At 71.9% G+C, this 26,525-nt stretch carries 25 protein-coding genes and 1 pseudogene; 16 read left to right on the forward strand and 10 right to left on the reverse strand.

The window, feature by feature from the left end:
* Nucleotides 1–40: 40 nt before the first annotated feature.
* Nucleotides 41–919 carry a chitosanase gene (locus tag FLV34_RS05615; RefSeq protein WP_312845734.1) on the reverse strand — a complete coding sequence of 293 codons (879 nt, stop codon included), beginning with the start codon at nt 917–919 and terminating at the stop codon, nt 41–43.
* A 153-nt stretch (nt 920–1,072) separates the two neighbouring features.
* On the opposite strand from FLV34_RS05615, the gene FLV34_RS05620 reads away from it, so the two are divergent.
* Nucleotides 1,073–1,726: a metalloregulator ArsR/SmtB family transcription factor gene (locus FLV34_RS05620; protein WP_260617223.1), complete on the forward strand. Its 654-nt coding sequence runs from the start codon at nt 1,073–1,075 to the stop codon at nt 1,724–1,726.
* A 14-nt stretch (nt 1,727–1,740) separates the two neighbouring features.
* On the forward strand, nt 1,741–2,217 hold the full coding sequence (locus FLV34_RS05625; protein ID WP_142618730.1) for a DUF3291 domain-containing protein: 477 nt from the start codon (nt 1,741–1,743) through the stop codon (nt 2,215–2,217).
* Here the strand turns inward: FLV34_RS05625 and FLV34_RS05630 are convergent.
* On the reverse strand, nt 2,163–3,230 hold the full coding sequence (locus FLV34_RS05630; protein ID WP_147942524.1) for a DUF3866 family protein: 1,068 nt from the start codon (nt 3,228–3,230) through the stop codon (nt 2,163–2,165). The genes FLV34_RS05625 and FLV34_RS05630 overlap by 55 nt on opposite strands.
* Nucleotides 3,231–3,269: 39 nt before the next feature.
* Between FLV34_RS05630 and FLV34_RS05635 the strand changes: the two genes are divergently transcribed.
* The 7 genes from FLV34_RS05635 (at nt 3,270) to FLV34_RS05660 (ending at nt 10,383) form a co-directional block, all read left to right on the forward strand.
* Nucleotides 3,270–4,211, forward strand: a complete 942-nt coding sequence (locus tag FLV34_RS05635; RefSeq protein WP_147942525.1) for a YafY family protein — start codon at nt 3,270–3,272, stop codon at nt 4,209–4,211.
* Entirely contained in the window at nt 4,208–5,158 is a 951-nt protein-coding gene (locus FLV34_RS05640; RefSeq protein ID WP_260617222.1) for a YafY family protein, read from the forward strand. The genes FLV34_RS05635 and FLV34_RS05640 overlap by 4 nt, the downstream gene beginning before the upstream one ends.
* Nucleotides 5,155–5,316, forward strand: a complete 162-nt coding sequence (locus FLV34_RS40220) for a hypothetical protein (RefSeq protein WP_168065872.1) — start codon at nt 5,155–5,157, stop codon at nt 5,314–5,316. The genes FLV34_RS05640 and FLV34_RS40220 overlap by 4 nt, the downstream gene beginning before the upstream one ends.
* A gap of 112 nt (nt 5,317–5,428) precedes the next feature.
* Entirely contained in the window at nt 5,429–5,752 is a 324-nt protein-coding gene (gene tatA / locus FLV34_RS05645; RefSeq protein ID WP_142647342.1) for a Sec-independent protein translocase subunit TatA, read from the forward strand.
* Nucleotides 5,753–5,786: 34 nt separating this feature from the next.
* Entirely contained in the window at nt 5,787–6,653 is an 867-nt protein-coding gene (tatC, locus tag FLV34_RS05650) for a twin-arginine translocase subunit TatC (RefSeq protein WP_142647341.1), read from the forward strand.
* 48 nt (nt 6,654–6,701) lie between these two features.
* Entirely contained in the window at nt 6,702–7,586 is an 885-nt protein-coding gene (locus tag FLV34_RS05655; protein WP_142647340.1) for a diacylglycerol kinase family protein, read from the forward strand.
* Between the two features lie 79 nt (nt 7,587–7,665).
* Nucleotides 7,666–10,383: an RNA helicase gene (locus tag FLV34_RS05660; RefSeq protein ID WP_147942526.1), complete on the forward strand. Its 2,718-nt coding sequence runs from the start codon at nt 7,666–7,668 to the stop codon at nt 10,381–10,383.
* A gap of 23 nt (nt 10,384–10,406) precedes the next feature.
* Here the strand turns inward: FLV34_RS05660 and FLV34_RS05665 are convergent, their stop codons facing one another.
* Together FLV34_RS05665 and FLV34_RS05670 are read right to left on the reverse strand one after the other, a co-directional pair.
* Entirely contained in the window at nt 10,407–11,846 is a 1,440-nt protein-coding gene (locus FLV34_RS05665; RefSeq protein ID WP_187280547.1) for an RNB domain-containing ribonuclease, read from the reverse strand.
* 199 nt (nt 11,847–12,045) lie between these two features.
* On the reverse strand, nt 12,046–12,573 hold the full coding sequence (locus FLV34_RS05670) for a CGNR zinc finger domain-containing protein (RefSeq protein WP_142647337.1): 528 nt from the start codon (nt 12,571–12,573) through the stop codon (nt 12,046–12,048).
* 698 nt (nt 12,574–13,271) lie between these two features.
* On the opposite strand from FLV34_RS05670, the gene FLV34_RS05675 reads away from it, so the two are divergent.
* The 4 genes and pseudogenes from FLV34_RS05675 to FLV34_RS05690 all read left to right on the forward strand — a co-directional run bounded on the left by FLV34_RS05675 (nt 13,272) and on the right by FLV34_RS05690 (nt 16,705).
* A complete protein-coding gene (locus FLV34_RS05675; RefSeq protein WP_185948963.1) occupies nt 13,272–13,889 on the forward strand; it encodes a hypothetical protein in 618 nt (205 codons plus the stop codon).
* Nucleotides 13,886–15,118, forward strand: a complete 1,233-nt coding sequence (locus FLV34_RS05680; protein WP_142647336.1) for an MFS transporter — start codon at nt 13,886–13,888, stop codon at nt 15,116–15,118. Before FLV34_RS05675 ends, FLV34_RS05680 begins: the two co-directional genes overlap by 4 nt.
* 38 nt (nt 15,119–15,156) lie before the next feature.
* Nucleotides 15,157–15,495, forward strand: coding sequence for a ferredoxin (fdxA, locus tag FLV34_RS05685; RefSeq protein WP_142647335.1), 339 nt, complete (start codon nt 15,157–15,159; stop codon nt 15,493–15,495).
* A 68-nt stretch (nt 15,496–15,563) separates the two neighbouring features.
* A pseudogene (locus tag FLV34_RS05690) lies at nt 15,564–16,705 on the forward strand (Nramp family divalent metal transporter).
* Nucleotides 16,706–16,948: 243 nt separating this feature from the next.
* Here FLV34_RS05690 and FLV34_RS05695 read toward each other — a convergent pair.
* On the reverse strand, nt 16,949–17,839 hold the full coding sequence (locus tag FLV34_RS05695; RefSeq protein WP_147942555.1) for a 5'-3' exonuclease: 891 nt from the start codon (nt 17,837–17,839) through the stop codon (nt 16,949–16,951).
* Between the two features lie 25 nt (nt 17,840–17,864).
* Nucleotides 17,865–18,776, reverse strand: a complete 912-nt coding sequence (locus FLV34_RS05700; RefSeq protein ID WP_147942527.1) for a PP2C family protein-serine/threonine phosphatase — start codon at nt 18,774–18,776, stop codon at nt 17,865–17,867.
* Nucleotides 18,777–18,986: 210 nt separating this feature from the next.
* Here FLV34_RS05700 and FLV34_RS05705 point away from each other — a divergent pair, with 210 nt between their 5' ends.
* The 3 genes from FLV34_RS05705 (at nt 18,987) to FLV34_RS05715 (ending at nt 22,527) form a co-directional block, all read left to right on the forward strand.
* Entirely contained in the window at nt 18,987–20,114 is a 1,128-nt protein-coding gene (locus FLV34_RS05705) for a Xaa-Pro peptidase family protein (protein ID WP_260617221.1), read from the forward strand.
* Between the two features lie 76 nt (nt 20,115–20,190).
* Nucleotides 20,191–21,966 carry a M48 family metallopeptidase gene (locus FLV34_RS05710; RefSeq protein ID WP_147942528.1) on the forward strand — a complete coding sequence of 592 codons (1,776 nt, stop codon included), beginning with the start codon at nt 20,191–20,193 and terminating at the stop codon, nt 21,964–21,966.
* Nucleotides 21,967–22,053: 87 nt separating this feature from the next.
* Entirely contained in the window at nt 22,054–22,527 is a 474-nt protein-coding gene (locus tag FLV34_RS05715) for an Lrp/AsnC family transcriptional regulator (RefSeq protein ID WP_142647331.1), read from the forward strand.
* Here FLV34_RS05715 and FLV34_RS05720 read toward each other — a convergent pair.
* Genes FLV34_RS05720 through FLV34_RS05735 form a run of 4 tightly spaced genes read right to left on the reverse strand, consistent with a single transcriptional unit; the run spans nt 22,473 to nt 26,519 of the window.
* Nucleotides 22,473–23,531 (reverse strand): N-acetylglucosamine kinase, encoded by a 1,059-nt coding sequence (locus FLV34_RS05720; protein ID WP_221889905.1) that lies wholly within the window; start codon nt 23,529–23,531, stop codon nt 22,473–22,475. The genes FLV34_RS05715 and FLV34_RS05720 overlap by 55 nt on opposite strands.
* Nucleotides 23,528–24,790: a 6-phospho-beta-glucosidase gene (locus tag FLV34_RS05725; protein ID WP_142647330.1), complete on the reverse strand. Its 1,263-nt coding sequence runs from the start codon at nt 24,788–24,790 to the stop codon at nt 23,528–23,530. The genes FLV34_RS05720 and FLV34_RS05725 overlap by 4 nt, the downstream gene beginning before the upstream one ends.
* Entirely contained in the window at nt 24,787–25,620 is an 834-nt protein-coding gene (locus FLV34_RS05730; RefSeq protein ID WP_142647329.1) for a carbohydrate ABC transporter permease, read from the reverse strand. The genes FLV34_RS05725 and FLV34_RS05730 overlap by 4 nt, the downstream gene beginning before the upstream one ends.
* A complete protein-coding gene (locus FLV34_RS05735; protein WP_147942529.1) occupies nt 25,617–26,519 on the reverse strand; it encodes a carbohydrate ABC transporter permease in 903 nt (300 codons plus the stop codon). The genes FLV34_RS05730 and FLV34_RS05735 overlap by 4 nt, the downstream gene beginning before the upstream one ends.
* Nucleotides 26,520–26,525 lie beyond the last annotated feature (6 nt).

Genomic DNA, 26,525 nt, shown 5'->3' on the forward strand with positions numbered 1-26,525 from the left:
TTCCACCCGGGCGGTGGGAGGGGCCCTCGGCGTACGGGGGTCAGCTCAGGATCTGGTAGCCGTCGCCGTAGACCTTCCAGCGCAGCGGCGGGTCGAGGTCGAGGTTGCCGTTCTTGAGGAACACCCGCTGGGCGGTGTCGACCCGGCTGGTGTCGCTGTGCGCCTCCTCGGTCTTCATCGCGGCCTTGCGGGCGTCGAGGAACGCGTTGAGGTAGGCGACCTCGTCGCCGCCCTGCGCCGGGGTCCTGGCCTTCTTCATGGCCGTCTTGCGGATGCCGCCGAAGCTGACCGGATCGGAGCCGGGGCCGTGCATCACCATGGCGTCGTAGTAGGCGAACTGCCCGAGCGCGCGCAGGCCGTCGGCCTTGGCCTGGGTTACGGCGGGGTTGAAGTAGACCCGGTCGCGCTCGTCGTTCTGCGCCTGCTGGAACGCGGGGTCGGCGGCGGCGGCGCGCCAGTCCCTGGGGAAGTCCGGGTCCAGCCCCCGGTGCGAGTCGGTGCCGTTCACCTTCCGCAGTGCGGGCAGATACTTCGCCAGCACGTTACCGGGCTTGCGCGCGGTGTAGAGCTCGACCAGGTCGAGCATGTCGCCGGTGCCCGAGCAGAAGCCGATGATGCCGGCGGTGTAGCCACGCCCGTCGTCGATGTCCTCGATGTACTTGTACTGGGCCTTCCAGTCGAGGGTGGAGTTCTCCGCGCTGGAGACGAGCTCCATCGCGATCTCCTTCTTCTTCGGGTCGGTGAGGTCGACCGGCGCCGCCTTGACCGCCACCTTCACGTTCTCCCGGGCGGCGGCCGGACCGCCGCCGGTCGCGGCCGCCGCCGCGTTCGCGGGGAGCACGGCCGCTGCGGCCGCGAGCAGCACAGCCGCGCGCCGGGGAGTGAGCCGGGGAGTGCGCCTGATCAGCGGGTCTTTCACGTGCGTCGCTCCGTTCTCCGCCCGCGGCCGTGCGACGTGGCGGGAAGGGGCGCGGGCGGGGGTGAGCCCTCCGTGAGGGGGTCTAGTTAGGAAGGTTTCCTAATGAAAGCAGCGCCGTACGGCCGCGTCAACGGCTCGCCGTAGACTCCGCCTGTGACGAGCGACGACCTGGAGTCGATGAGCGTGCTCGGCGATCCCGTACGGCGGGCGCTGTATCGGTTCGTGGCCGAGCAGGGGCGTGACGTGGGCCGAAACGAGGCGGCCGAGGCGACCGGAGTCCAGCGCACGCTGGCGGCCCACCATCTGGACAAACTGGTCGACGCGGGGTTGCTCGAGGCGGGCTTCCGGCGGCTCAGCGGCAAGGCCGGCCCCGGCGGCGGACGCCCCGCGAAGGTCTACCGGCGGGTGCGCGAGGAGCGGACCGTGAGCCTGCCGCCCCGCGACTATCGCACGCTCGCGCTCGTGCTGGCGGAGACCGTCGACCTGCTGGGCGGCGAGGAGAAGGCCGAGGAGGCCGCCCGCCGGACCGGGGAGCGGCTGGCCGCCGGTGAGGCGGGCGGCGACCTCGTCGAGATGCTGCGTGCGCGCGGCTACGAGCCGTACGAGGAGGACGGGCGGGTGCGGCTGCGCAACTGCCCCTTCCATGTGCTGGCCGACACTCATCCGCTGCTCGTGTGCTCGATGAACCTCGCGCTCTGCGAGGGGATGCTGGCCGGTCTGGGCGAGACCGGGGTCGTCGCGGCGCTCGACCCGAGACCGGAGGAGTGCTGCGTGGTCTTCGGGCCTTCTAAAAACAACGTAGATTGACATAGAATCGCGGCATGCATCTCGCCCAGCTCAACGTCGCCCATCTCAGGGAACCCCTCGACTCACCCGCACTGGCGAGCTTCCTCGCCGCCCTGGCGCCGATCTACGAGGTGTCGGACGACGCGCCCGGCTTCGTCTGGCGCATGAAGGAGGGCGACGAGCCCACCGACCTGATCCAGCACGACTACGGGCCGATGCTGGTCGTGAACGTCTCGGTCTGGGAGTCCCGCGAGACGTTGTGGAACTTCGTCTATCGCAGTGCCCACCTGGAGGTGATGCGGCGCCGCCGGCAGTGGTTCCTCCGGATGGCCGAGCCATACACGGTGATGTGGTGGGTGCCCGAGGGCCACCGGCCGCCGCTCGACGAGGCCATCGCGCGCCTGGAGCTGCTCCGGGCTCAGGGGCCGGGCCCGGAGGCGTTCACGTTCAAGGACTTCTACGACAGCAGCGACGCCGCGTGCCTCCCGGCGGCGGCGGAGGTCACGAAGTAGGCCAGGTCCTCCTCCAGGCCGCGGCCCATGGTGGACAGCCGCACCGGGGACGCCTTGAGCGCCTCGCGCAGGCCGTCCACCGGCACGGTCACGATCTCGTGGCGGGGGGCCAGGGCCGCGGCCTGCTCGCGCACCGCCGCCCCGAACTCGCCGGGCAGATCCGGCACGACCACCTGGGCCGGGGCCAGCGCGACCCGGCCGTACGCCGTGAGGGAGTGGTGCGACACCCCGACGTGCCGCTCGCGGCGGTCTCCCTCGCTGACCCGCAGCGCGGCCACGGGCCGCCCGGCCAGCACGGCGGCGGCGTTGACCGCCTCGCCCGCGGCGACGCCGGAAAATCCCCAGCGGGTGCCGGTGCCGAGGTTGCCCGGCCCCTGGGCGACTACGGCGACGTCGGCCCCGAGCACGTGGCGGGCGGCCAGCAGGCCGGTGTGCAGGGTGACCGCCTCCACGTCGCCGCCGAAGGACTGGCCGGTCGTCACCACCCCGCACAGCCAGTCACGCTCGCGCAGCGTCGCGCACGACATCGAGAACCAGGCAGGCAGCGCCCCGCCGTCCTGCATCACGTACGCCACCCTGATCCCGGGGGCGTCCGCGTAGAGGCCGCACAGGATCGCGGGCAGGGCGGAGTGCAGGTCGGCGACGACCACGGGCATGCCGTCGACCGAGTCGGCCTCCCGCAGCGCCTCGTGGTGCGGGGACCCCTGCTCGTCCGCGCCGAGCACCGTGGCCTGCAACGGCGTGTAGCGTGCCTTCACCAGGTGGCCCGGGCCCGAAGGATCTTGCGGCAAACGGTCCGGGACGGCCACCACCATGGCGTACCCTCCCGTACCGAGACCCATGGCGAGGGCGGTCGTGTTGAGCAGCACGGTGTCGCCCACCTCAGGGCGTCCCACCAGCGGGGGATAGGCGAGCGCCCGGCACTCGCCCTCGGCGACGGCGACGTCGAGCTCCACCGCCCCCGGCCACTCGCGCCGGACCCGCACCACTTCGCCCTTGCGCCATCTGATCACGCCGAAAAGGGTAGCGTTCTCCATCGGAAGGGAGGCCCGATGTCGCGGCGGAAGACCGAGCGGCTGCTCAATCTGGTTATCTGCCTGCTCGCGACGCGGCGGCCGCTGAGCGCGGAGCAGATCCGGCAGGCCGTCCCCGGTTATGACCCGGACAACGACGAGGCCTTCCAGCGCATGTTCGAGCGCGACAAGAACGAGCTGCGCGAGATCGGCATCCCCATCGAGGTCCACAAGGACCCCTGGGAGGACGACCCCGGCTACCGGATCGTGCGCGAGGCGTACGAGCTGCCCGAGATCACGCTGGAGCCCGACGAGGCCGCCGTCATCGGCCTGGCCGCGCAGGTGTGGCAGCGGGCCAGCCTCGCCGAGGCGGCCAGCGGGGCGCTGCTGAAGCTGACCGCGGGCGGCGTGCACGCCGACCTCGCGGAGAGCCCGCTGGAGCTGCGGGTGGACACCCGCGACCCCACGTTCCCCGCGCTGTGGGAGGCCGTACGCGACCGGCGCGCGGTCGCCTTCGACTACCGGTCGGCCGGCAGCGAGTCGGTGCTGCGGCGCACGGTCGAGCCGTGGGGGGTCGTCAGCAGGCGCGGCCGGTGGTATCTGGTCGGGCACGACCGCGACCGCGGCGCCGCCCGGGTCTTCCGGCTCAGCCGGATCGCCGGGGCCGTGTCCACGCTCGGGCGGCCGGGGGCGTTCACCGTGCCCGAGGGGCTGGACCTGCGGGCCATGGTGGGCTTCCAGGAGCTGCCGAACGAGCGGGTCGCCCTGGTGCGCGTGCGCAAGGGCACCTGCCTCGGCCTGCGGCACGCCGCCCAGGCGGTGCGTCCCGGGCCGGACGAGTGGGACGAGGCCGAGGTGACCTTCGCCGACGCGGAACGGCTCGCCGGGTGGCTGGCCAGCCTCGGCCCGGACGCCGTCGTGCTCGACCCGCCGGACGCGCGCGACGCCGTGATCCGCCGTCTGAAGGGGGCGTTGCAGTGAGCTCTGACCGGCTGCCGCGGCTGCTCGCGCTCGTGCCGTACCTCATGTCGCACCCGGGCGCGCAGGTGCCCGAGGTGGCGCGGCTGTTCGGCCTGTCGGAAAAGCAGCTCATCGACGACCTCCAGCTCGTCTGGATGTGCGGCCTGCCCGGCCACACGCCCGGCGACCTGATCGACGTCTCGTGGGACGGCGGCGAGATCCTCATCGACAACGCCGAGGCGATCGCCCGGCCGCTCAAGCTCGGCCTCGACGAGGCGAGCGCGCTGCTCGTCGCGCTGCGCATGCTCGACGAGCTGCCCGAGTTCCAGGGTCGCGACGTGCTCGGCCGGGTCATCGCCAAGCTGGAGCAGGCGGCGGGCGAGGGCGCGGCCACGGTGAGCAGCCAGGTCCAGGTGGAGATCGGCGCGGCGCCGGACGCCCACGCCGTCATCACCGACGCCGCGCGCCGGGGCCGCAGGCTGTCGCTGCGCTACTACGTGCCGGGGCGCGACGAGATCACCCCCAGGGAGGTCGACCCGCTGCGGGTCGTGCTCGTGGACGGGCGGCACTACCTGGAGGGCTGGTGCTACCGCGCCGAGGCGATGCGCATGTTCCGCCTCGACCGGATCGTCGAGGTCGAGGTCCTCGACGTGCCGGCCGATCCGCCGGCCGAGGCCGAGCCGATGGACGTCACCCAGGGCGTGTTCCGGCCGTCGGACGGCGACGAGCTGGTGGAGCTGGAGCTGACCCCGGCGGGCCGCTGGGTGGCGGAGTACTACCCCTGCGAGGAGGTCGCCGAGCTCGGGGAGGGCCGCCTGCGCGTCTCCCTGCGGGCCCGCGACCAGTCCTGGCTCGTACGGCTCGCGCTCCGGCTGGGCGACAGCGGCCGGGTGCTGTCGCCGGCGTCCCTCGCCGAGCGGGTCACGGCCACCGCCAAGCAGGCGCTGGCCAACTACGAGACCGTGTGACCGGGGCGGGTGACATGGCCGTGCTCTTCGCCCTGGCGGCGGTGACCGTGGCGGGGCTCGCCGTCCTCGCGTGGCCGGCCGTCCGGGTGCTCGCCGCGGCGCGGGACCTGCAGACCGAGGTCCGCCGGGCCAGGGGCCGACTTGGAATGCCCGAATAGCGGGCTTTGCCCGCGATTGATGTGATTTTGAGGCTCGTGGACAGGTGAACTTTGGCGTGCGGGGCGCGTACGATCGGGAGGTAGTACACGGCCCTCGCGGTAAGGACACGACATGCCCAACCTCGGACCCATGGAATGGATCCTGATCCTCCTGGTTCTGATCCTTCTCTTCGGCGCCAAGAAGCTCCCGGACACCGCGAAGGCCCTGGGGCAGTCGCTGCGCATGTTCAAGAAGGAAACCAGCAAGATGAGCGACGAGGACGAGGCGCGGCAGACGGTGCAGGCGCAGGCCGAGCCGGTCGCTCCGCAGGCGGCGCAGATCCCGCCCGGCACCCCGTCCATCGAGGAGCGGCTGCGCCTCCTGGAGGAGGAGAACCGGAGGCTGCGTGAGAGTCAGCAGCCCGTGAGCTCGCAGAACGAGCAGCGCTCCAACTAGGCGCCGCATCCCCACCGATCTCAGGACGAGCTAGATGGCCCTGTTGAAACGCTCGACTCCCGCCACGGCGGACGACGGGCGGATGACGCTCATGGAGCACATCCGCGAGCTGCGCAACCGGCTGATCAAGGCCATTCTGGCGGTGGCCGTCGGGACCGCCGTCGGGTTCATCTACTTCGAGCCCATCTGGAACTTCCTCAAGCAGCCCTACTGCCGGCTGCCGCAGGCCCACCAGCTCAACGGCGACAAGTGCACGCTGGTGGTCAACGGGGTCTTCGACTCGTTCTTCGTCAACCTCAAGGTCGCCATCATCTTCGGTGTGGTGGTCTCGGCGGTGTTCTGGATCTACCAGATCTGGGCGTTCGTGACCCCCGGCCTCTACCAGAACGAGCGCCGCTACACCATGGCGTTCCTCGGGCTGTCCGTCCCGCTGTTCACCGCCGGCTCGGCCCTGGCCTACGTCACGATGGACAAGGGCCTGTCGCTGCTGCTGAGCTTCGCCCCCGAGGGCACGCTGACGCTGGTGAGCATCAACGAGTACCTCAGCTTCGCGCTCGCGATGCTGATCATCTTCGGCGCCTCCTTCCTGTTGCCGTTGCTGCTCGTGTTCCTCAACGTCATCGGGGTGCTCCGGTTCAAGACGGTGTCCAAGCACACCCGCATGGTCGTCTTCCTGATGTTCGTCTTCGCGGCCGTCGCGACGCCGAGCCAGGATCCCGTCACCATGCTGGCCCTGGCGCTCCCCATGGTCGCGCTGTTCTTCATCGCGGAGGCGTTCATGTACTTCCACGACAAGAAGCGCGACGCCGCCGACGCGGCGCACGCACGGGCCATCGAGGAGGAGCTCGACGGGCCGTCCGCCTCCGAGGGCACGGCGGACTCGGTCGATCTGAGGGACTGACCGAATATCCCTCTGGTGCCGTCCGGTGGGCGGCGGTAGGTTCCCCATGTGGCCGATGAGATCACCGTCCTGGTGAACCCCGCCGCCCGCGGCGGCCGTACCCTGCGCCTGCTCGACCCCGTTTTACAGCGGTTGCGGGCGGGTGGCCGCCCGGTCTCGGTTATCGTCGGGACCTCGGCGGCGGATGCCCTGGAGCGGGCCCGCGAGGCCGTCGCCGCCGCACCGGCCGCGCTCGTCGCCTTCGGCGGCGACGGACTGGTCCACCTCGCCGTGCAGGCCGTCGCCGGGACGGCAGTGCCGCTCGGAATCGTGCCCGCCGGGACCGGCAACGACATCGCCGGCGCCCTCGGCATCCCGCGCAAGGACCCGCTCGCCGCCGCCGACGTCGTGACCGCGGGCGGCCTCCGGACGATCGACGCGGCCAGGCTGGGCACCGGCGAGTGGTTCGCGGGGGTCCTCGCCTGCGGGTTCGACTCCCGTGTCAACGAGCGGGCCAACGCCATGACGTGGCCGCCCGGCATGGCGAAATATCTGGTCGCGCTCGCGCGCGAGCTGCGCTCGTTCACCCCGATCCCGTTCCGGATCACCCTCGACGGGCAGGTCGTCGAGCGCGAGGCGATGCTCGTGGCGGTGGCCAACACCCGGTCGTACGGCGCCGGGATGCGGGTGTGCCCGGACGCCCGGCCCGACGACGGCCTGCTCGACGTGCTCGTGCTCGGGGCGATGCCGAAGGGCGAGTTCCTGCGCACCTTTCCCCGCGTCTATCGGGGCGGCCATACGGCCCACCCCGCCGTGACCCTGCGACGCGCCCGGCGGGTCGAGATCGAGGCCCCGCACGGGGACGTCGTGGCGTACGCCGACGGCGAGCGGGCCGGGCCGGTCCCGCTGACCTGCACGATCGAGCCGGGAGCGCTGCGCGTGCTCGTTCCGTGAGCTTCGGCGTGAACGCGTTCGCTGAGAAGGAACACTGATCACGGACGCCCGGAATCCCGTTATCGGTAGGGTTGACGGTATGAGTACGCCAGCGGAACGCTATGCCGCCTTCCGTGAGAGGCAGTCCGGATCCGGACCCGCTCTCGCCTCGTTCCGCGCACTTTACGACTTCGAGCTCGACGAGTTCCAGATCGACGCCTGCCAGGCGCTGGAGGCGGGGGACGGCGTGCTGGTGGCGGCGCCGACCGGGTCGGGCAAGACGGTGGTGGGGGAGTTCGCCGTCCACCTGGCGCTGGAGCAGGGCCGCAAGTGCTTCTACACGACGCCGATCAAGGCGTTGTCCAACCAGAAGTACAACGACCTGGTCAGGCGGTACGGCCCGGGCAAGGTCGGCCTGCTGACCGGCGACAACAGCGTCAACGGCGAGGCCCCGATCGTGGTCATGACCACCGAGGTCCTGCGCAACATGCTGTACGCGGGGTCGAACACCCTCACCGGCCTCGGCTATGTGGTCATGGACGAGGTCCACTACCTGGCCGACCGGTTCCGCGGGGCGGTCTGGGAAGAGGTCATCATCCACCTGCCGGAGTCGGTGCGGGTGGTGGCCCTGTCGGCCACGGTGAGCAACGCCGAGGAGTTCGGCGAGTGGCTGGGCGAGGTGCGGGGCGACACCACGGTCATCGTGGACGAGCACCGGCCCGTCCCGCTGTGGCAGCACATGCTCGTCGGCAACAAGATGTTCGACCTGTTCGTCGACGAAGGCGACGGCACGCTGCGGGTCAACCCGTCGCTCATGCGGATCTCCCGCGACGAGATGCGGCTGGCCCAGGCCAGGGGCAGGCGGGGCTACTCGCGGCCCGGCCGGGGCACGACCCCGAGCCGGTCGGACGTGATCGAGAAGCTCGACGCCGAGGGCCTGCTGCCGGCGATCACCTTCATCTTCTCCAGGAACGGCTGCGACGCCGCCGTCATGCAGTGCCTCTACTCGGGGCTGCGCCTCACCACGGAGGCCGAGAGCCACGAGATCCGCCAGATCGTGGACGACCGCACCGCGCACCTGCCGGACGAGGACCTCGCGGTGCTCGGCTACCTGGAGTGGCGCGACTGCCTGGAGCGCGGGCTGGCCGCCCACCACGCGGGCATGCTCCCGGCGTTCAAGGAGGTCGTGGAGGAGCTGTTCACCAAGGGACTGGTGAAGGCGGTCTTCGCGACCGAGACGCTGGCGCTCGGCATCAACATGCCGGCCAGGTCCGTGGTGATCGAGAAGCTCGACAAGTGGAACGGCGAGACCCACGCCGACCTGACCCCGGGGGAGTACACCCAGCTCACCGGCCGGGCCGGGCGGCGCGGCATCGACATCGAGGGCCACGCGGTCGTGGTCTGGCAGCCGGGAATGGACCCGCTCGCGGTCGCCGGTCTCGCCGGCACCCGCACCTATCCGCTGCGCTCCAGCTTCAAGCCGTCGTACAACATGGCGGTCAACCTCGTCGGGCAGGTCGGCCGGGAGCGGGCGCGGACCCTGCTGGAGGACTCCTTCGCCCAGTTCCAGGCCGACCGGGCCGTGGTCGGGCTGGCCCGCCAGCTCCGCAAGGCGGAGCAGGCCCTCGAGGGCTACGCCGAGGCCATGACGTGTCATCTGGGCGACTTCGAGGAGTACGCCGCGATGCGCAGGCGGCTGTCGGACCGCGAGGCCGAGCTGTCGCGCCAGCGGGGCGCGGCCCGCCGGGCCCAGGCCGTGCAGTCCCTGGAGGTGCTCAGGCCCGGCGACGTCATCCGGGTGCCGGGCGGGCGCCGCGCCGGCATCGCGGTCGTGCTCGACCCCGGCGTCAACGGCCGGGGACACGACGGCCCCTCGCCGCTCGTGCTGACGATCGGCAAGCAGGTCAAGCGCCTGTCGGCGGCGGACTTCCCGGTGCCGGTCGAGCCGGTCGACAAGATCAGGATCCCGAAGGGCTTCAATCCCCGCTCGCCGAAGGAGCGGGCCAACCTCGTCTCGACCGTGCACGCGAAGCTGGGCGACCGCGACCTCGGCAAGCCGCCGCGGGCGCGCGACCACGCCCAGGAGGACGAGGAGGTCACGCGCCTGCGGCGGGAGCTGCGCCAGCACCCCTGCCACGGCTGCGACGAGCGTGAGGACCACGCCCGCTGGGCCGAGCGCTACTACAAGCTGCTCAGGGAGACCGAGGGGCTGCGCCGCCGGGTCGAGGGGCGTTCGCACGTCATCGCCCGCACCTTCGACCGGGTGTGCGGCGTGCTCGACCAGCTCGGCTACCTGGAGGGCGAGACCGTCACCGAGCAGGGCCGCAGGCTCGCCTCGCTCTACACCGAGCTCGACCTGCTCACGGCCGAGTGCCTGCGGGCGGGCGTGTGGAACCGCCTCGACCCCGCCGAGCTGGCCGCGTGCGTGTCGTCGCTGGTGTACGAGTCGCGGCAGGCCGACGACGTCCGCAGCCCCAAGATCCCGGCCGGGGCCGCGCGCGACGCGCTCACCGAGATGGTGCGGCTGTGGGGCGAGCTGGAGGGCATCGAGGAGGACCACGGCCTGTCGTTCGTCCGCGAGCCCGACGTGGGCTTCGCCTGGGCGGCCTTCCGCTGGGCCAAGGGCCACAGCCTCGACGCCGTGCTGACCGACTGCGAGCTCGCGGCGGGCGACTTCGTCCGCTGGATCAAGCAGTTGCTCGACCTGCTCGGCCAGCTCAGGGACGCCGCGCCGAAGGGGAGCAAGGTCGCCGAGAACGCCGTCAAGGCCATCGACGCCATGCGCCGGGGTGTCGTCGCCTACTCGTCGGTGAGCTGACGCGGTTCGAAAACGGGCCCGGTTCACACCGCTGTGAAGCGGACCTCGCGGGTGGCGGGGTCCGCGCGCGTGAGCCGTACGGGGACGCGCTCGCCGAGCGGCAGGTGGTCGCCGTCGCAGCGGGCGATGACGGCGGGCTCGGGGACCTGCACCTGCCCGCCCGGCTTCCCGTCGGTGACGTCGACGACGACCGCCTCGAAGACCTCGCCGATCCTGGGGCGCAGCACGGCCGCCTCGACCAGGTCCACGCAGGCCCGCTCCACCGCGTCGGCCCGCCTGCCGCCCATCGCCATCTGCTCCGGCAGCTCGGGCAGCGCTGCCGCGACCTGCTCGGGAACCGGGCGGCCCGCGGCCACGGCCAGGCAGACCTCGGTGGCGAACCGGTCGACGAGCCGCCGCAGCGGCGCGGTGACGTGCGCGTACGGCGCGCCCATGGCGGCGTGCAGCGCGTGGCCGGGCGGCGTGCCGTCGAACGCGACGTAGGCCGCGCCGCGCAGCAGCACCGTCGACTCGTGCAGGAAGGCGGCATGGCCGGGGATCTTCGGGTCGAGCCCGTGCACGACCTCGGCGTACGACGTGCCGTCGGGCCAGGGCACGCCGAGCGCGGCGGCGACCCTGCGGACCTTGCCGACGTCCTGCGGGCCCGCCTCGGGGAGCACCCGCAGCACGCCGACGCCCGCGTCCAGCATCATCCGGGCCGCCGCCATGCCGGTGAGCAGCGAGATCTGGGCGTTCCACGCCTCGCAGGGGAGATTGGTGCGAAACTCCACCCGATAGCCGCCGTCGCTGTCGGGGATCACCTGTTGCTCGGGGGTCGGCAGGGACAGCCCGCCCCTGGCCCGCTCCCGTTCCAGCCGCAGCGGCCCCACCTCGGCCAGCAGCGCGAGCGTCCCCTCCGCCCGGCCGGTGTCCACGGCGGCCTGGACCGTCTCGTAGTCGAGCCGTTCCCGGCTGCGCACCAGCGCGCGGCGCAGGTCCACCGCCTCGATCTCCCCGTCGGGCCCGAGGTCGAGCCGCCACAGGGCCGCGGGGCGGGTCTGTCCGGGCAGCAGGCTGGCCGCGCCCTCCGACAGGACCGGCGGGTGCAGCGGCACGCGTCCGTCGGCCATGTAGACGGTCTCGGCGCGGACCCGCGCCTCGGCGTCGATCGCCCCGCCGGGCCGGACGAACGCCGCGACGTCGGCGATCGCGTACCACACGCGGTAGCCCGTCCCGCGCCGCTCGATGCACAGCGCCTGGTCGAGGTCCATCGAGCCGGGCGGGTCGATGGTGATCAGCGGCAGGCCGGTGTGGTCCTCCCGCGGTGCGGCGGCGGCCGCCGCGGCCCGCTCGGCCTCCTCCCGTACGGAGGCGGGGAAGCCGTCCGGCAGGTGGAACTCGCCGCGGATGCGGGTGAACCCTGCTTCCACTGCGCGGCGGAGCCCGTCCGCGGTGTCCGGGAGGCGGATCGTCGTGTACGGCACGCGATCAACCTACCCGAGTGCGGACATACCAGGATGTAAACGACCTGCGGAGGTCGCGCCGCAGATACCGGCGGGCCGGGCTGTACAGGAGCTGGTCCTGCCCTGCCGCAGGCGGGCACCAGGCCGCGTGGACCGTCCTGGGCTGGTCGGCATCCGGCAGGGGTTCCGGCTGAACGGCGCGGGACAGCGGAGGAGCAGGTCACGCGCCGGACCGAAGCATGGTGCGGTGTCTGCGGACCGCGTCACGGTTCGCGCAGCGTGGTGAACAGTAACGCTGCCTTCCGCTACGGGAGGTATCGGCGTAGATGAGGTTACACTCGGCCAGCCTGCACCTGCCCAGCCGGTGCATTCCGCGGCCGACCAGATGCAGCGCCGTTCCGACGAAGATGAGTGAGTCGAGCATCTCGATGAAGGACGTCTCGTCGGCGCGGTAGTGCAGGTGCCACCCGTCGCCCGCGTGATCGGTGAGCCGGGGGTAGGCGGCCGCCGCAGCCAGCCGGCGATTGACCAGATCGGCGCGTGCCCACTCGTCGGCGGCGTCCACGATCCGCTCCCAGTCGCGCAGCAGCGCGATCACCCGGCCGAGATCCTCCACTTCGACCGCCTGGTCGATGATCAGTCCGGCCTCGGTGCACCTGCGTACCAGTTCCCCGACGGTGACGGGCTTCCTGTTGGCCAGGTCCACGGCGAGGGCGACCGCCTGGCTGCCGTAAGGGTTCAAATGCACAATGGCATTACAACATACTTGTCCCATGGTCGGACAGCAGGCGCATGACTGGACCGAGGCATCCCGCCATCGCACGTCCCAGGGATGGGTCGTCTACAGACGCTGCGTCTGCAGTCTGTGGCAGGTCGTCGTCGAACCCGGTTCCGGGCAGCCGGTATGGCTGGGCGGCCGGCAACGCGGCGGCCCTGGTGAACACGGGCACAGCGAACGCGCAAAAGGGTTCCCCGCCAGGGTGAAACGCCCTTAAAGGTCCTTCCCGGCCTGCGCTCGCTGCGGGAAGGCAGTGGCCTCCGTTATTCGCAGGAATTATGGATTGTCAAATTGTCCCTTATTTCACGCGCATTGACAATGCATCCTGACTTTTGCATCATTCTTCTATTTGTTGCGACGAATGGGGGTCGCCGGGTCCCTCCGTGACCGGGCCGGGCCGATATGGAGATCCCCGATCCGCCGCCAGGATGGTCAGGTGGACGACATACCAAGGGCGGTCATGCCGAATCTGCGAGCAAGCAACAGGACCCTGATACTCGGTTGTGCCTCGACCGGGGAGAAATTCACGCCGGACAATCACCGGCACCCCATCCCATAGAGCGCCTTCCCCTCGGCGACGGTGGCGAGCGGTGACGTTTTGATGGTGGCACCCGAGCAGATTTCGTCCAGAATTGGATCGCCGGTGGGGCGATGATGAGGTGGAGTGGGTGCAGCTGGTGCGCAGCCATGCGATGACGCGATACGCGATCGAGCATCCGGAGTTGCGCCTGGGCGCTTCCGGGCAACTGAACGTCATATTGCTCTTCGGGTTTTCGCCACGGTTGCCCTTTCCGCAGGACTACGCGGGATTCCGGCGGGTCGTCACCGCCGCGAAGAGCCTCGAGTACGACCTCGCCGAGCCCGGTGTGAAGAAGCGGCACGTCACCGTCACCGTCGGGGCGGCGGTCATGCCCCAGCATGCCCTCCAGCACGTCAAGGAACTGGACGTCGGCCCGCGGCGCGGCACCCGCATGTGCGCGCTGCGCCGTCTTGCCGCCTACGCCTCGCAGCCGGACAGCCAGGTCGACGTGCTCCGCGTCGGCATGGAGGACACGCCATACGCCGTGGACGGCCGCGGGCAAGTGCGCTTGTCGGACAACATCGAACTGCTCGGTATGGCCATCGAAGAACTGCGGGCCAACGGGGCCACGCCGGAGCTCGACCATGAACTGATCTTCGAACGGATGGGCCTCAACGCGGTCAGGGACAACCTCCTCTCCCTTCAGCGGCAGCGTCCGCTGGGTGAGCCCACGGTCGAGGCGCCGGCGCTGGCGATCCGGGGATGAGCGTCGACACACTCAGTGGCCCGACCGGGGGCTACCGCTGGATGATCTTGCTCGTCGCGACCGTCGCCCAGACCTCCGCCTGTTTCCTCGTCCAGGGGATCGGCGTGATCGGCGCCTTCGTCCAGCGTGACCTGCACCTCACCACCGCCCAGGTGGGCCTGCTCATCTCCGCGGCCCAACTGGTCCCGGTCGTCGGACTCCTCGTGGCCGGTGAACTGCTGGACCGCCACAGCGAACGCCTGGTCGTCGGAGGCGGCACCCTGATCGTGGCCCTGGCTCTTCTGGGCGCGAGTCTCGCACCCGGATACCTGGCGCTGCTGCTGTTCCTCATCGTCGTCGGAGCCGGGTACAGCACGGCCCAGCCGGGCGGGAGCAAGTCGATCGCCCGCTGGTTCGCCACGTCACAGCGGGGTTTCGCGATGGGCATCCGGCAGGCCGGGCTCCCACTGGGAGGGGCGCTGTCGGCGGCGATCCTGCCTTCCTTTGCGAACGGCCTGGGCTGGCGCTCGTCGTTGGCGGCCGGCGGGCTCGTCGCCCTGCTCGGTGCCGCGGTGTTCCTCGTCTTCTACCGGACTCCACCGGGGTCGGCACACGACAACCGCTCCTCGGCGCGCTCACCGCGGGCCGGGACGGCGGCACGCCTTTCCGTCCTACGCGACAGGTCGATGACGAACATCATGGTCTCCGGACTCAGCCTGATCTCGGTTCAGTACGGAATCCTGATCTTCACCGTGCTCTACCTGCACGAAGCGGGTGGAATGACGATCGAGCGGGCGGCGCTGCTCCTGTTCGCCGCGCTGGCCGCCGGCGTGGCGGGACGCGTCGTGCTCGCGCTCTGGAGCGATCGCGCCCGGTCCGGGCGGTACTTCCCGGTCCTGATCTGCATGGGCGCGGTGGTCGTCGGGCTTGTGCTGCTGATGATCGTTCCTCTGGACTCGACTCCTGTCGTCGCGTCGCTCGTCGCCTGGCTCGGGTTCTTCGGATTCGGCTGGTATGGCCCCTGGGTGGCCTACACCGCCGAGATCGCGCCGCCGTGCAAGACGGGCTTCGCCCTCGGCCTGGCGATGGCGGTGAACCAGGTCGCGGTGATCGTGGCGCCTCCCGCCCTGGGTCTGCTCAAGGACACCACCGGCAGTTATCTGCCGGGTTGGGGCACCCTGGCGGCGATCGCGCTGCTCGCGCTGATCGCCACGGCGCGGCGGGCGCGCACGGGCCACCGGCCGGCCTGAACGACACACGCAGATCCCCCATTCGAATGGGAGTCTCAATGGCTTACGTGATCGCTGAACCGTGCGTCGACGTCCTCGACCGGGCGTGCGTCGACGAATGCCCCGCCGACTGCATCTACGAGGGGCGGCGCATGATGTACATCCATCCGCTGGAGTGTGTCGACTGCGCCGCCTGCGAGGCGGTCTGCCCGGTCGACGCGGTCTTCTACGAGAACGACGTCCCCGATGAGTGGTCGGTCTACACGCGGGCCAACGCGGAGTTCTTCGCCCAGCTCGGCACGCCCGGTGGGGCGAGCACGGTCGGCAGTCTCGGCAGAGACGTCGAGCCGGTCATCGGGCTTCCCCCGAACCCGGCGCGGCTCCCCGAAGCGCCATGACGATCACGCATCCGCGGGAGGCGCGGACGGCCACCACCGCGGTTTTCCGGACCCCGGCCCTGCTCCGGATGACGGGCCCCGCCTTCGTGGCGGCCGTCGCCTACGTCGACCCGGGAAACGTGGCCACGAACATCACGGCGGGGGCACGTCACGGCTACCTGCTCCTATGGGTGCTGGCAGGCGCGAACATCATGGCGATGCTCGTGCAGTACCTGTCCGCCAAACTCACCATCGCCACCGGGGCCACCCTGCCCGCCTTGCGATGTGGGCTCAGGCGGAGACCGTGGCCATCGCCACCGACCTCGCTGAGGTCGTGGGGGGCGCCGTCGCGCTGCACCTGCTCTTCGGGACCCCTCTCGTCGCCGGCGGCCTCATCACCGGAGCGGTGTCCTGGGTGATGCTCGTGGTGCAGTCACGGCGGGGACAGCGGCGATTCGAAGCCGTCGTCATCGCCCTGCTCGCAGTGATACTCGTCGGGTTCGTCTTCACCGCCTTCGACGGCGGTGTCTCTCTCGACGGCCTCGTCTCAGGGCTTGTCCCCGGACTCTCCGGCACCGACAGCCTGTTCCTTTCGTGTGGCATCCTTGGCGCGACGGTGATGCCGCACGCGATCTATCTGCACGGTGCGCTGCTGAGGGACCGGCACGGCGAGCCCCGCGGTCGCGGTCGCGAGCTGCTGCGGGCCACCCGGCTCGACGTACTGACCGCGATGGGCCTGGCCGGCATGGTGAACGCGGCCATACTGGCCATCGGCGCCGCCGCGCTCAGCCCCGCCGTCGGCGCCTCTCTGGAGGGGGCGTACAGAGGCCTCGCCGCCGGTCTGGGCCAGGTGCCGGCGGCATTCTTCGCCCTCGCCCTGCTGGCCTCGGGGTTGGCGGCGACCTCCGTCGGCACCTATGCCGGCACGGTGATCGCGGAGGGCTTCCTGGGCCGCTGGTCGTCCTTGTCCATGCGTCGTCTGGCCACCCTGGTTCCCGCGATGGCCGTACTCGCCGCCGGCGCCGAACCCGGACGTGTCCTGGTGATCTCGCAGGTCGTGCTGAGCTTCGGGATCCCGTTCGCGCTGTGGCCGCTGGTGATGTTCGCACACCGGCGCGACCTGATGGGCCGCCTGGTCAACCGGCCCGTCACCACGGTGTGCGCGGCGGCCTGCGCCTCCGCCGTCACGGTGCTGAACTGCGCTCTCGTTTGGTACGAGACAGCCGGATGACGCAGCGGCCGATGGCCGCGCACCGCGCGGCCGGCTGTGCCGTCGAAGCCGCGGGGCCCGCGCGGGTCGGCGGCATCGAGGCGGCGGCCTGGGTAACCGACTGACCGGCTGACGAGGTAACACTCGGCGACGAGCTGCTTGCCTGTCACGAGGGTGCGGGTGGGTGGCAGCGACGCGCCCGCTCGCATCCGGCCGGCCCGGATGCGGGCGCGGATGGACGTCTCGATCTGCCGGTGCCCGCGTCTACCACAGGGCGGCGAGCAGGCGATTGAGCGGGCTGTCGAGGCCGTACTTCTCCGACAGCGCGACCAGCCGCTCGGGGTCGCGCGGCGCGGTGGGCAGCGTGATGTCGACGTCCGGGACGGGGGCGTCGTGGGCCACCCGGACCACGGCGGGGGCGACCTCCAGGTAGTCGCGGGCGGCGGCGAGCTTGTTGCGCGCGCCCGCGGGGAAGCCGTCGGTGCTCCCGTCGTCCAGCGCGGCGAGCAGCGCGGACAGCGACCCGAAGCGCGTGATGAGGGCCGCCGCAGTCTTCTCGCCGATGCCGGCGACACCGGGCAGGCCGTCGCTCGGGTCGCCGCGCAGCGTCGCGAAGTCGGCGTACGCCCGGCCCGGGATGCCGTACTTCTCCCGGACGAACGCCTCGTCGATGATCTGGAGGTTGCGGATTCCCCTTACTGTGTAAAGGGCGCGGCAGGGCTTCTCGTCGTCGACGAGCTGGAACAGGTCACGGTCGCCGGTGACGATGTCCACGGCGCCGGTCGCGGCGGTCGCGTAGGTGCCGATCACGTCGTCGGCCTCGTATCCGGCGACGCCGACGCGGGCGATGCCGAGCGCGTCGAGCACCTCCTCGATGACCGGGACCTGCGGGGCCAGCGTGTCCGGCACCTCCTCCTCGTCGCCGCTCGCCACCCGGTGCGCCTTGTAGGACGGGATCGCGGCCCCCCGGAACGCCGGCCGCCAGTCGGCGTCCATGCAGGCCACGATCTGGGCGGGAGAGTGCTGCCGGACCAGGGTGGCGATCATGTCGAGGAGCCCGCGCACCGCGTTGACCGGCATGCCGTCCGGAGAGGTCACCGACTCCGGGATCCCGTAGAAGGCGCGGAAGTACAGCGACGGGGTGTCGAGAAGCATCAGCACCCTGCCATTGTCACGCCTGTCAGGCGCGCTGCGGACCCTCTTCGGTCACCGCCACGGCCAGCAGGCAGGTGTCGTCCTCGGGGTTGGGGCCGCCGATGGCCTCAAGCAGGCGGTCGAGGCCCGCGTCGAGGTCCGCTCCGGCCGTGCCGAGCCCGGTCGTCACGGCCGCGTCCAGGATGAGGGACACCCCGGCGCCGATGTCGCGCGAGCGGCGCTCGACCAGGCCGTCGGTGAACATCAGCAGCAGGTCGCCGGGCTCGAGGCGGACGTCGGCCACCCCGTACGGCAGGCTCGACGTCGCCCCGAGCACGACCCCCCGGGGCGCCCCGAGCTGGCGCGCGCCCCCGCGACGCACCAGGATCGGGGCGGGGGGGCCCGCCTGTGCCCACGTGAAAAGGCGGGTCGCCGGATCGAAGTGGCCGCACACCGCCGTCGCGGTCGTGTCGTCCAGCCGGGTGAGGACGAGGGTGTTCAGCCACGTCAGCAGCCTGCCGGGGCAGGCGCCCGTCATGCTCAGGCCGAGCAGCGCGTGACGAAGCTGGGCCATCTCGGCGATCGCGGGCAGGCCGTGCCCCGACACGTCGCCCACCGCGAGGAACATGCGCCCGTCGGGCAACGGCGCGGCGTCGTACCAGTCCCCTCCGAGGCTCGACGCGCGGCCCGCCGGGACGTAGCGGACCGCGATCCGGGCGTAGGGCAGGTCGATCGACGCGCCGGGCTCGGGCAGGATCGCCTCCCGCAGTGCCAGGGTGACCCGGCGCTCCTCGGCCACGCGGTCCCGGCGCTCCGCCCACCGCCGTCCGGCCAGGTCCTGGATCATGCCGTTCTGGATCATGCGGGTGCCGGCGGGGACGGCGCCGGGCGTGGTGCCCGGATCGCGGTCGTCCGCGGGGGGAAGGGCGGGCCTCGTGCCGCCCACTACGCCGACCATTTGTCTCGCTCTCGATGTTGCTCTTGCACTTGCCGTACGGACGATCTGTGATCGTCCTGACGCGGAGCGTAGCAGTCTCGCATCCACCCAGGGGTTGCTTTTCTTCTATGGCGTGGAATAAGCCAGAGCCCAGCGGAGCTCGCCCGCGTGGCGGCTGTGGTACACGCACCTGCGTACGTCGTCTGATGCGGTGCCGGTTAGATTGGTCGCGTGACAACGACGTCCTTGGAGCCCTCCGACCTGTATCCCACGACCCGTCCCGCCGCGGTGAGCGAGGCCGTCGAACGCGCGGGCCTCGACGCGCTGCTGCTGACGCCGGGCCCCGACCTGCGCTACGTGACCGGCTATGACGCGCTGCCGCTGGAGCGGCTGACCTGCCTGGTCGTGCCGGCGTCCGGCGAGCCGTTCCTGATGGTGCCGCGCCTGGAGCTGCCGGCCGCCGAGCACTCGCCCGCCTCCCGGCTCGGCATCGAGTTCGTCGCGTGGGACGAGACCGAAGACCCGTACGCCGAGGTGGCCCGCCGCCTGGGCCCGGTGGCCAGGGTCGGGCTCGCCGACCGCATGTGGGCGATGCAGTCACTGCGGTTCCGCGCGGTCATGCCCGAGGCCGAGCAGGTGCTCGCCGGGAGCGTGCTGCGTGACCTGCGCATGCGCAAGTCGCCCGCGGAGAAGGCGGCGCTCGCGGAGGCGGGCGCGGCCATCGACGCCGTGCACAACCTGGTGCCCCAGTTTCTGAAGGCCGGGCGCACCGAGCGCGAGGTCGGCAAGGACATCGCGGAAGCGATCATCGACTCGGGACACGCCCGGGTCGACTTCGTGATCGTGGGCTCGGGCCCGAACGGCGCCAGCCCGCACGCCGAGCTGAGCGACCGCGTCATCCGGCCCGGTGAGCCCGTCGTGGTCGACATCGGCGGCGTCATGCCGAGCGGCTACTGCTCGGACTCCACGCGCAACTACTGCGTGGGCGAGCCCCCGGCCGACTATGTGGCCTACTACGAGGTGCTCAAGCGCGCCCAGGAGGCCGCCTGCGCCCACGTCAGGCCCGGCGTGACCTGTGAGTCGGTGGACGCCGCCGCCCGCGAGGTGATCACCGAGGCGGGGTACGGCGAATACTTCGTCCACCGCACCGGGCACGGCATCGGCCTGGAGACCCACGAGGAGCCGTACATCGTCGCGGGCAACACCGAGGAGCTGCGGCCCGGGTTCGCGTTCTCCGTCGAGCCGGGCATCTACCTGCCCGGACGGCACGGCGCCCGGATCGAGGACATCGTCGTCTGCGGCGAGACCGCCGGAGAGCGGGTGAACCACACGACCAGGGACCTGGTCGTCGTGGACTGATGCCCGCGATCGTGCTCTGCGCCGCGCCGGCCCGCTCTGGCAGAGTGATGATCACGACTGCCGGATCGGAGGACGCATGACGCACGAGGGCATCGACGAGGGCATGGACGATCCCCGCGCCCAGGCCGAGGGCGAGGTCAGCATGGCGCGGCTGGCTCTGGCCGACGGGGAGACCGGGCACGCCGCCGGGCACGTCGCGGCGGCGCTGGCCTGCGACCCCGCCCTGCCCGAGGCGCACGAGATGCTGGCGCGGCTGCTGGCCGGGCCGGGCGGCGGACCGGACCTGTTCCCCCTGGACGAGCCGGTCTTCCTCGGCACCGCGCTGGCCCGCGCCCACGCGCTGGCCGCGCGGGGCGAGCACGTGCCCGCGCTGCGCCTGCTGATCTCGGTGCAGCGGCACGAGCCGGAGGGACGCTGGGCGCACGTCCCGTGGGTGCTCGACCCCGAGCTGCCCGGGCGGATCCCGCCCGGCGACCTGTGCTCGCTCGTCTCGCTGCTGGCCTCCGGGCTGCCCGGCACCGTGCCGGAGGACGGCCGCGAGGCGCTGGCGCCGTACGTCGCCCTGGTGCGGGGCGGGCTGCGCGCCCACCCGGACGACGCGTCGCTGCTGTGGCTGGCCTCGCTCCTCCTGCGCCGGGTGGGGGAGGCGGAGGAGGCGGCGGCCCTGGCCGCCCGCTCCTACGCGCTCACGCCGTCCTTCCAGGCCGCCCTGGCCGAGGGATACGCCTGCCGCGACCTGCAGCGGTGGCCCGAGGCCGAGCGGGCCATGGTGCGGGCGCTGGAACACGACCCCGCCAACCTGGCCCTGTACACCGACATCGGCGAGATGCTGCACAGCAGCGGCCGCCCGGAGGAGGGCCTGGAGTGGGTGGAGCGCGCGCTGCGGCGCGAGCCCAGGCACCCGAACGCCTATCCGGCCGCCTGCGGCATGCGCTTCGAGCGCGACGGGGACGTCCGCCATCTGGTGGAGCTCGCCGACCACCTGCGCGACGACCCCGGCAACGAGCACGGCGACGCGGTGCTCGGCGAGCACTGCGGGCTGCGCCTGTGGCTGGGCCGCGTCCCCGGCCCCACGGAGTCGGTGATCGACGTGCTCTACCAGGTGGTGGAGCAGGAGGACGTCCCGGTCGGCGGCGCGCTCACTGTCTCCGCCCCCGAGCCGCCCAGCGCGCTGCTCGCCTTCTCGCTGGTCGTGCCCGGCTTCGAGGTGACGGTCGCCGACGCGCCGCAGCCCGACGCGCGGCTGACCGTGCCCGAGGTGTACGGCCACGGCCCGGTGCGGAGCGTGGTCCGGCGGGTGTGGCGTTATGAGGACATGACGGCCGTGCCCGCCGTGCCGCCGCCGTCCGGGGAGGCGCAGGAGGCCGTCGCCGCCGTCGCGGCGCTGCGCTGGCCGCACCTGCCGGCCGCCTACGACCACGCCGTGCGCCTGTCGGGCCTGTCCCTCGACGACCTGCTCGGCGTGCTCGCCCACCCGCCGCTGTCGCCGTACGGCGAGCCCGCGGCCGTGCCGCTGTGGATCAGGCAGGTCCAGGCGTGGGCCTGCCTTGGCATCGCCCACCACCAGGCCGGCCAGGCGTGGGCGGAGTCCGAGCGCAGGAGCGTGCTGACCGACCTGGCGTACGGGCCGGAGGGCTGGGTGACCGAGGCGGCCCTGCTGGGGATGATCGCCACGGCCTGGGTGGACCCGGACGCGCGCGGCGACGTGGCCGAGCTGGTGGCCTGGCGCTACCTGGCCGCCGTGGAGGCGTCGAGGACGCGGCCCGTGACGATCCTGGGCTCGCTCGCCGCGCTCGTGACGGCGACTCCCGGCGTGCACCCCGACGTGAGGGCGCTGGCCGCTGACGCGTGATCTCGGGCGCCTGCCGCCGGTCCTGGTTGGGTGGCATTTCGGTGGCTTCGGGACGAGACGGTCCTGGGCGGCGCTACCGTTGCTGGGGTGGAGGAGATCGATCGCCGAATCGTCACGCTGCTGGCGACTGACGGCCGGATGAGCTTCACCGATCTGGCCAAGGAGACCGGGCTGTCGGTCTCCGCGGTGCACCAGCGGGTCCGCAGGCTGGAAAAGCGTGGTGTCATCCGCGGATACGCCGCTCTCGTCGACTACGACGAGATCGGGCTTCCGCTGACCGCGTTCGTCTCGATCAAGCCGATCGACCCTTCCGCCCCGGACGACGCGCCGGAGCGGTTGAGCCATCTGACCGCCATCGAGGCGTGTCACAGCGTCGCGGGTGATGAAAGTTACATTCTCAAGGTCCGCGTCGCCTCCCCGCTGGCGCTGGAGGAGCTCCTCCAGCAGATCCGCGCGTCGGCCAACGTCAGCACGCGCACGACCGTCGTCCTGAGCACGCCGTACGACTACCGCTCCCCGGTGATCGAGAAGGAGCCGGAGGCGGACGCCGCGGAGGGCTGAGAATTCCCGTCCTCCCGGCCGCCGTCCTCCCGGAGGAAGTGCGCGCGCACCCTCGCGTACGCCTCGGGGGGCGCGCCGAGGCGGTCGAGGCCGAGCAGGGCGGCGCCCACGATCGGCGGCACGTCGGCGATGACGAGCCGGGCGAGCGGCGCGCGTTCGGCGTAGCGCCGTTCGATCAGCGACGTCAGCAGGGGATGCCGGGCGGTCAGCACGCCGCCGCCGAGCACGACCTCGCAGGGCGCGGCGAGCAGGCCGAGCCGCCGCATGGCGACGACGCCGAGCAGCGCGATCTCCTCGGCCTGCCGCTCCACCAGCGACCCGGCGACCGCGTCGCCGTCCGCGGCGGCCGCGAGCAGGGGCGGCACGAGGGCGTGCAGCCGGTCGGCCGGCAGGTCGCCGACGTGCAGCCCGATGACGGCCTCCTCGACCGTGGCGGTGCCGAAGCAGGCGCGCACGACCTCGGTGAGCACGGTCGCGGGGCCGCGGCCGTCCTCGGCGCGCACGGCGTGCCAGAAGGCCTCCTCGCCCAGATGCTGCCCGCCGCCCCAGTCGCCGCTGACGCGGCCCAGCGCAGGAAACCGGGCGATCCGCCCGGCAGGGGAGACCCCCACCGCGTTGATCCCCGCGCCGCAGACGACGGCCACGCCCCAACCGGTGGACGACCCGGCCCGCAGCAGGGCGAAGGTGTCGTTGCCCACGGCGACGTCGGCGGCGTAGCCGCGGGTCAGCAGCTCGGCCCGCAGCACCTCCTCCTCCACCGGCAGGTCCGCGCCCGCGAGGTAGGCCGCGACGTGGTCGGCGTACGGCGGCGTGGCGGCATCGCCGGCGAGGGCGCGCCGCACGGTCCGGCCGATCACCTCGACCGCGGCGGCGGCACCGGCGCTCTGCGGCAGGAACGCGGGCCCGCGCGCCGTGGCGAGCACCGTGCCGTCCTCGCGGACGAGGGCGACGTCGGTCTTGCTGTTGCCGCCGTCCACCGCCAGCACCGTGCGCGGCGCGGTCACCGCGCCACCGCCCACGGCAGGAAGGCGCGGTTGGCCTCCACGAGGCGCGCGGCGAGGCCGTCGGCGAGGGACGCCTGCCCGACCAGCGGATGGGCCAGCAGCGCGTCCCTGACGCGGTCCTCGCCGCCGTCCAGGGCCGCCTCCAGGGCCAGCGACTCGTACGCCGACACGTGGGCGATCAGGCCCCGGTAGAGCGGCTCCACGGGCTCGACGGGCAGCGGGACGGCCCCGGCGGCTCCCACGGCGGCCGGCACCTCGATCACCGCGTCGTCGTCGAGGAACGGCAGCGTGCCGTTGTTGCGGGTGTTGACGACCTGCACGTCCCCGCGGTCGCCCATGAGCGAGGCGACCAGGGCGACGGCGGCCTCCGAGTAGAAGGCGCCGCCGCGCTTGTTCAGCAGGTCGGGCTTGGTGTCCACGGCCGGGTCGGCGTACATCTCCAGCAGAGCCGACTCCATCGCCGCGACCTCGGCCGCCCGCGACGGCGAGGTGCGCTGCTCGGCCACCACGCGGTCGTGCTCGTAGAAGTACCGCAGGTAGTACGACGGCACGGCGCGCAGGTGGCGGACCAGCTCCACCGGCAGGCCGACCGACTCGGCGATGCCCTCGCCGTGCTCGTCCAGCAGGCGGGGCAGCACGTCCACGCCGTCGAGCAGGACCGACCGCTCCCACGTGAGGTGGTTGAGCCCGACGTGACCGAGCGCGATCCGCTCGGGGGCCACGCCGAGGAGGGCGGCGAAGCGGCGCTGGAAGCCGATGGCCACGTTGCACAGGCCGATGGCCCGGTGCCCGGCGTCGAGCAGCGCCCGGGTGACGATGCCGACGGGGTTGGTGAAGTCGACGATCCACGCGCCGGGCGCGTGCGCGCGCACCTTCTCGGCGATGTCGAGCACCACCGGCACGGTCCGCAGGGCCTTGGCGAGGCCCCCCGCGCCCGTGGTCTCCTGCCCGACGCAGCCGCACTCCAGCGGGAGGGTCTCGTCGACGTTCCTGGCGGCCTGGCCGCCCACGCGCAGCTGGAGCAGCACCGCCGCGGCCCCGGCGACGCCGTCCTCCACGCGATTGGAGGTGGTCAGCGCGGCGGGATGCCCGGCGCGGGCGAGCATCCGCCGGGCCATCCCGCCGACCGTCGCGAGCCGGCGCTCGTCGGGGTCGACGAGCGCGATCTCCGACAGCGGCAGCTCCCCGCGCAGGCGGGCGAAACCGTCGATCAGCTCCGGCGTGTACGTGGAACCGCCCCCGACAACGGCCAGCTTCATTTGACTCCCGTCAGCTTGACGCCCTCGATGAAGACCTTCTGGGCGAAGAAGAACACGATGATCACCGGGGCCATGGCCAGCAGTGTGGCGGCCATCGTGAGGTTCCACTGCACGCGGTGCACCGACCGGAACGCCGCAAGCCCCAGCGACAGCGTCCAGTTGTCCAGGTCGGTCCCGGCGTACAGCAGGGGTCCGTAGTAGTCGTTCCAGCAGTAGAAGAACTGGAAGAGGGCGACGGCGGCGATGGCCGGGCGGGCCATCGGCAGGACCACCCGCACGAGCGTGCGGAACTCGCCGCAGCCGTCGACCTTCGCCGCGTCGGAGTACTCGCGCGGGATCGTCACGAGGAACTGGCGCAGCAGGAAGATCGAGAACGCGTCGCCGAGCAGCATCGGCAGGATCAGCGGCCACAGCGTGCCGGTCAGGTGGAAGCGGGCCCAGATCAGGTAGATCGGCACGGCCACGACCTGCGGCGGCAGCATCATCATGGTGATGACCAGCAGGAACGCCAGCCGCCGCCCGCGGAAGCGGAACCGCGCCAGCGCGTACGCCACGGGGATCGACGACACCAGCATGAACGCGGTGGCGAGCACCGAGTAGAGCAGCGTGTTGCGGATCCAGGTCAGCAGCGGCGCCTTCTCGAAGATCTCGGCGAAGTTGTCCCAGTTCCAGGTGTGCGGCCACAGCTCGGAGGTGAGCGCCTGATGGTCGGTCATCAGGGCCGTGAGCGCGATGAACACCAGCGGGCCGAGGAACATCAGCGCGAGCGCGATGGCCAGCGCGTGCCGGGCGACCCACAGCAGCGCGGTCCGTCTCGCCGTCGGGGTCACGATTCCTCCTCGGTGAAGCGGAACTGCCGCAGCAGGATGAGCGTGAACACCATCGACACCGCGAACAGCACCAGCGCGAGCACGCACGCGTAGCCCATCGCGTAGTCGCGGAAGCCCTGCTGGAACAGCCACTGGGGGAACGTCAGCGTGGACTGGTCGGGGTAGCCGGGGGTGAAGACCGACCCGGCCGAGTCGGTCGCGCCGGACGCGACCCGGGCGGCGACCTCGGCCTGGGTGAAGTACTGCAGCGTCTGGATCACTCCGGTGACGGCGGCGAACATCAGCACCGGCCGGATCACCGGCAGCGTGATCGAGGTGAACTGCCGCCAGCCGTTCGCGCCGTCGATGGCCGCGGCCTCGTAGAGCTGTTTCGGCACGTCGAGCAGGGCGGCCATGAAGATGACCATCAGGTCGCCGACCGACCACAGGCCCAGCAGAGTCAGCCCCCACTTCGACCACGCCGGGTCGCCGAACCAGTCGGGCGCGGGCAGCCCGACCGCCGAGAGGATCGCGTCCACCGGCCCGGTGCCGGGGTTGAGCAGGAACACGAAGCCCAGCGTCCCGGCCACCAGCGGCACCAGGGCAGGCAGGTAGAAGATCGTGCGGTAGACCCCGGCGCCGGCCTTGATCCTGGTCACGAGCTGGGCGACGCCGAGGCCGAACAGCACCCGCAGCGGGACCATCACCACGACGAGCCACAGCGTGTTGCGGATCGCCGTCCAGGCCGCCTGGTCCTTGAAGAAGTACTCCCAGTTGAGCAGCCCGACGGGCTCCAGGGTGAACAGGTCGTACCGCTGGAAGGAGAAGTAGACCGTGGACAGCAGCGGGTAGACGAAAAAGATCGCGACCCCGGCGAGCCGGGGGGACAGATAGAGCAGGGCGCGCAGGTTGCCACGCATCGAAGG

The sequence above is a fragment of the Microbispora sp. CSR-4 genome, assembly GCF_008033685.1.
Classification (GTDB): Bacteria; Actinomycetota; Actinomycetes; order Streptosporangiales; family Streptosporangiaceae; genus Microbispora.

Coding starts and splice junctions, on each gene's coding strand:
- FLV34_RS05625 (WP_142618730.1), top strand. CDS start 1,741: ATGCATCTCGCCCAGCTCAACGTCGCCCATCTCAGGGAACCCCTCGAC.
- FLV34_RS05635 (WP_147942525.1), top strand. CDS start 3,270: ATGTCGCGGCGGAAGACCGAGCGGCTGCTCAATCTGGTTATCTGCCTG.
- tatA (WP_142647342.1), top strand. CDS start 5,429: ATGCCCAACCTCGGACCCATGGAATGGATCCTGATCCTCCTGGTTCTG.
- tatC (WP_142647341.1), top strand. CDS start 5,787: ATGGCCCTGTTGAAACGCTCGACTCCCGCCACGGCGGACGACGGGCGG.
- FLV34_RS05660 (WP_147942526.1), top strand. CDS start 7,666: ATGAGTACGCCAGCGGAACGCTATGCCGCCTTCCGTGAGAGGCAGTCC.
- FLV34_RS05680 (WP_142647336.1), top strand. CDS start 13,886: ATGAGCGTCGACACACTCAGTGGCCCGACCGGGGGCTACCGCTGGATG.
- fdxA (WP_142647335.1), top strand. CDS start 15,157: ATGGCTTACGTGATCGCTGAACCGTGCGTCGACGTCCTCGACCGGGCG.
- FLV34_RS05695 (WP_147942555.1), bottom strand. CDS start 17,839: ATGCTTCTCGACACCCCGTCGCTGTACTTCCGCGCCTTCTACGGGATC.
- FLV34_RS05700 (WP_147942527.1), bottom strand. CDS start 18,776: ATGGTCGGCGTAGTGGGCGGCACGAGGCCCGCCCTTCCCCCCGCGGAC.
- FLV34_RS05710 (WP_147942528.1), top strand. CDS start 20,191: ATGACGCACGAGGGCATCGACGAGGGCATGGACGATCCCCGCGCCCAG.
- FLV34_RS05725 (WP_142647330.1), bottom strand. CDS start 24,790: ATGAAGCTGGCCGTTGTCGGGGGCGGTTCCACGTACACGCCGGAGCTG.
- FLV34_RS05735 (WP_147942529.1), bottom strand. CDS start 26,519: ATGCGTGGCAACCTGCGCGCCCTGCTCTATCTGTCCCCCCGGCTCGCC.